The organism is Streptomyces sp. E11-3, assembly GCF_046540415.1.
Classification (GTDB): Bacteria; Actinomycetota; Actinomycetes; order Streptomycetales; family Streptomycetaceae; genus Streptomyces.
Genome location: NZ_JAZGRL010000069.1, coordinates 1 through 2,954 on the forward strand (window position 1 = coordinate 1; position 2,954 = coordinate 2,954).

The following is a 2,954-nucleotide window of genomic DNA, read 5'->3' on the forward strand; positions in this document are numbered from 1 at the left end:
GACGACGGCGGCCACCCCGTGTCTGGGGTGGCCGCCGTCGTTGGTCCGGCTGGATCAGTACCAGCCGTTGGCCTGCCAGAAGGACCACGCCTTGACCGGGCTGCCGTAGCGGTCGTTCATGTAGTCCAGGCCCCACTTGATCTGGGTCTTCGGGTTGGTCTTCCAGTCCGCGCCCGCCGAGGCCATCTTGGAGGCGGGCAGCGCCTGGACCAGGCCGTAGGCGCCGGAGGAGGAGTTCGTCGCGGTGTGGTCCCAGCCGCTCTCGTGCTTGACGATCTTGCTGAAGGCCGCGTACTGGGCGTCATCCTTGATCATCTCACGCGCGATCGCCTTCGCCGAGCCGTTCGCGGCCGCGGGGGCGGCGGCAGTGGCGGAAGCCGGGGTGGCGGCCTGGGCGGCGGGGCCGGCGGCGAAGAGCATGCCGGCGGTGGCCAGACCCACGGTCGCGGCGGCGACGGCCTTCTTCGGCGAGGCGGTGGCGATGCGGCGGAGACGGGAAACGGACGAGACGGACGCGGACACGAGCACGGAAGACCTTCCGTAGGGAACAGGGCGTCGCAGGCATGCCGGTGCCGTTCGGGGAACGGCGGGGGCAATGCGGAGGCGCCGTCGGCCGTGTGGCCAGGCGGCGCCCTGCGATGACTCCAGTGGAGCAGGGCTGTTTCCCCGCCGCAATGACCCCTCCTACTAGGCGGCCTCGCATCAGGCCCGAATGTCCCGGCCCCGCCCGGCCTCCCGAAAGTGCAGGTCAGGGGCGGCGAGGGAGGGGGCTACGAGGGTGCTCCACACCCTCCTATTCCGCTTAGTGGAGGACTAAGGTCCTGTGGGCCGCTTCACCCATGACGGCCCCGGAGGTAACGGAAAGCCAGCGATCCCTCACGGCTTCGCGGGGCGTTTTGTGGCCGCTGTCACGGGCGCGAGGTCCCCTGGCGCGAGGTCCGCCGGCTCGAAGTCCACCGGCGCCTCGAAGGCCGCCCGTCGCGTGGCCCGGCGCAGTGCCTTCAGTACGGTGCCGCCGACGGCCACGGTCAGCAGGACGGTGACCACCGCTCGGCCCAGGTCCCACCCCAGCGAGGTGGCCATGCAGTAGGCGAGGAAGCGGACCAGGTTCTCGTGCACCGGGTCCCCGGCCTGGAAGGAGATCCCCGAGGTGAGTCCCGGCACCAGTGTCCAGCCGTACAGGTTCATCACCGTGCCGTACGCCAGCGAGGCCGCGGCCCCGTAGAGCGCGAGCAGCCCGAGCTCGGCGCGGCCGCGCAGCCGTTCGGGGCCAGGCAGCAGGCCAGCGCCCATCGCCACCCACCCCATCGACAGCATCTGGAAAGGCATCCAGGGCCCCACCCCACCCGTCAGCAGCGCGGACGCGAACATCGTCACCGAGCCGAGTACGAAGCCGAAGCCGGGCCCGAGCACCCGCCCCGCCAGCACCATCAGGAAGAACATGGGCTCAAGCCCCGCGGTCCCCGCCCCGATCGGCCGCAGCGCGGCCCCCACGGCGGCCAGGACGCCCAGCATCGCCACGGCCTTGGCGCCGAGCCCGCTCTCGGCGATGGTCGCGGCGACCACCCCGACCAGCAGCGGCAGCAACGCGGCGAACAGCCACGGGGCGTCCTGCGCGTGCGCGGTGAGCCCGGAGCCCTTGTCGGCGAGCAGCGGCCACCCGAAGGCGACGACGCCGATGCCGCTGACGAGGGCCAGCGCGGCGATGGACCGTGGCCCGAGCCGCACGGCCCGCACGGTCCGCGCCGAGCGCGTCATCGCGCACCTGCCAGGGCGGTACGTACCTGGGTCACCGTGAGCCAGTGCTGCGGGGCCAGGATCTTGGTGACCTGGGGCGCGAAGGCCGGGGATGAGACGACCACGTCCGGGGTCGGGCCGTCCGCGACGACCTCGCCCTCGGCGAGGATCACCACGCGGTGGGCCAGTTCGGCGGCGAGTTCCACGTCGTGGGTGGCCAGCACGATGGAGTGACCCTCGGCGGCGAGACCGCGCAGCACGGTCACCACGCGGGCCTTGGCCGCGTAGTCCAGGCCGCGGGTCGGCTCGTCCAGGAGCAGCAGCGGGGGGCGGGCGGTGAGGACGACGGCCAGGGCGAGGGTGAGGCGCTGGCCCTCGGAGAGGTCGCGCGGGTGGGTGTCATCCGCGATACCCGGCAGCAGCTCGGACACCAGGGCCCGGCAGCTGCCGGGGGCCGCGTCCGCGTCGCGGTCGGCTGCCGCGCACTCGCCGGCCACGGTGTCCGCGTGCAGCAGGTCCCGTGGCTCCTGCGGTACGAGGCCGACGCGCCGGATCAGTTCCCGCGGCCCGATGCGGTGCGGGACCGCGCCACCGACCCGAACCGATCCCGCGGCGGGCTCGACCAGCCCGACGAGCGCGGAGAGCAGGGTCGACTTCCCGGCACCGTTGCGCCCCATCAAGGCGATGGTCTCGCCCGACGTGACACCAAGATCCACCCGCCGCAACGCCTGCACGCGCCCACGCCGCACGGCGAGCCCCGCGACGGCCGCGACCGACTCGGCAGCCAACGGCTCGCCGGCGCCGGGCTCCGCCGCGCCGCCCGGGTCCGCCCGGCGCCCGCGCCTCAGGAGCGAAAACCATCGGCCTTTGCGGCGAACGCCACCCCGTACGGCGCCGGACACGGCAGCAGGCCCGCTGGCGACCGCCGAGGTACCGGTAGCGCTCGCAACCTCGGTGGCGGCGGCACCGTCGGCCTCCGTGGCATCGGTGGGTACGGCGGTGGTCGTGGCGGTGTGCGCGGTGGCGGCCGGGGCTGCGGTCCCCGCGGCGTCGGTGGGTACGGCGCTGGTGTCCGGAGCGTGGGCGCGGGCGGTAGCGGACGTGGTGTCGGGGTCGGGGTCCACAGCGTTGGCGGCCGGGGCATCGGCGGTATCGGCGGCCCGCGCGGTCGCGGCGTTGGCGTGCACGGGGTAGGACGAGGTGTTGGTGGCCTCGGC

General features: G+C 73.9%; 3 protein-coding genes. All 3 read right to left on the bottom strand.

The annotated features are described in order from the left end of the window. Positions 1 to 54: 54 nt before the first annotated feature. Entirely contained in the window at positions 55 to 522 is a 468-nt protein-coding gene (locus U9R90_RS35030) for a transglycosylase SLT domain-containing protein (protein WP_411061436.1), read from the bottom strand. Between the two features lie 354 nt (positions 523 to 876). Beyond that, complete coding sequence (locus U9R90_RS35035; protein ID WP_411061437.1) at positions 877 to 1,758, bottom strand: ECF transporter S component; 882 nt, start codon at positions 1,756 to 1,758, stop codon at positions 877 to 879. Further along, on the bottom strand, positions 1,755 to 2,954 hold a 1,200-nt coding region (locus U9R90_RS35040), incomplete at its 5' end, for an ATP-binding cassette domain-containing protein (protein ID WP_411061438.1). The genes U9R90_RS35035 and U9R90_RS35040, both read right to left, overlap by 4 nt.

Coding starts and splice junctions, on each gene's coding strand:
- U9R90_RS35035 (WP_411061437.1), bottom strand. CDS start 1,758: ATGACGCGCTCGGCGCGGACCGTGCGGGCCGTGCGGCTCGGGCCACGG.